The organism is Streptomyces sp. NPDC006265 (assembly GCF_040613555.1).
In the GTDB taxonomy this organism is placed as follows: domain Bacteria; phylum Actinomycetota; class Actinomycetes; order Streptomycetales; family Streptomycetaceae; genus Streptomyces.
The window spans coordinates 1-1012 of the sequence record NZ_JBEXSH010001547.1 but is presented as its reverse complement, the minus strand read 5'-3'; the positions used below and the strand labels follow the sequence as shown (position 1 = coordinate 1012).

The window sequence follows — 1012 nt, the reverse complement described above, 5'->3', positions numbered from 1 at the left end:
TCGCGCCGCCCCCGCTTCGAACGGGGGCCCTGCTCGAAGTCCTTGGCCCACAACTCGCCCTGGAGCTCGGCCTCCGCGTAGGGCAGGCCGAGCAGTTGCGTGAGAACGAATGCCTGGCGGCGTTCCTCAGGCAGTCCGGCCAGCAGCTCCAGCAGCGCTACGCCGTCGTCGAAGCCGGGCAGGCCGCGCGGCTGGGCGAGTTCGGCCACCGGTTCCCAGTCCGGGAGGTCGGCCGGGCGGGGGCGGGCAGCGGTGTGGCGGATGCTGTCGGCCACCGCGCGCCGGGCGATCGCCAGCAGCCAGGTCCGCGCGGAGGAGCGGCCCTCGAACCGGTGGAGGCTGCCGAGCGCCCGCAGGAACGTGTCCTGCGCCAGATCGTCCACCGCCTGCGGGTCGGCGCACAGATGGGCCTCGTACCGGATGCCGTCGCGGTGCAGGGCGCGCACGAAGCGGTCGACGGCCGCGGAGTCGCCGCCGCGGGCGGCCAGCGCCCAGGCGGTTGTCGCCTCGTCGGCCGACGCCGATCCCTCGTGCGCAGGGGGCAGGGCAGGAGTGATCACCTGATGTCCTTCTCGGGATTCCGGGACCACGGGCACACGGGCAGGCAGGCCGTGAGGTCGGACGTGCGCGCGTTCCTGCGCGGTCCGGTGAGGGGGCGGGCGGGTCCGTACGGCGCATCGGGAGGCGTCCCCGCCTGCGGATGGCGCGCCCGCACGGAGGTACGACCGCGGCCGGGGCGCACAGGGGCTGCCCCGGGTTGTCACCGGCTGCCGTCAGGCGGCAGCGGCCCCCGCTGGTGGTCCCCGGGTGCTGATCGCGTGGACGAGAAGGAGGAGACGCGGCGTGAGGTTCGAGGACCGTCGTCGTTGGCGTACGGGCGGGGGCGGCGGTGTCGGCAGCGCGAACAGGAGCCGCAGCGGTGCGGCGAGCCGGGTGCCCACGGCGCGCAGCAGCCGGAAGGCCGCCCGTTCGCCGTGGCCCAGCCACAGGCCGCACAGCAGCGACGCCAGGA

The 1012-nt window shown here is 75.6% G+C and carries 1 protein-coding gene and 1 pseudogene; both read right to left on the bottom strand.

What is annotated here, in order from left to right; all coding sequences use genetic code 11:
• Positions 1-560 (bottom strand): sigma factor (locus ABZ281_RS50515; RefSeq protein ID WP_356665694.1); only part of this gene is annotated, 560 nt, incomplete at its 3' end.
• Positions 561-773: 213 nt separating this feature from the next.
• Positions 774-1012 (bottom strand): annotated as a pseudogene (locus tag ABZ281_RS50510) (hypothetical protein); the annotation flags it as partial.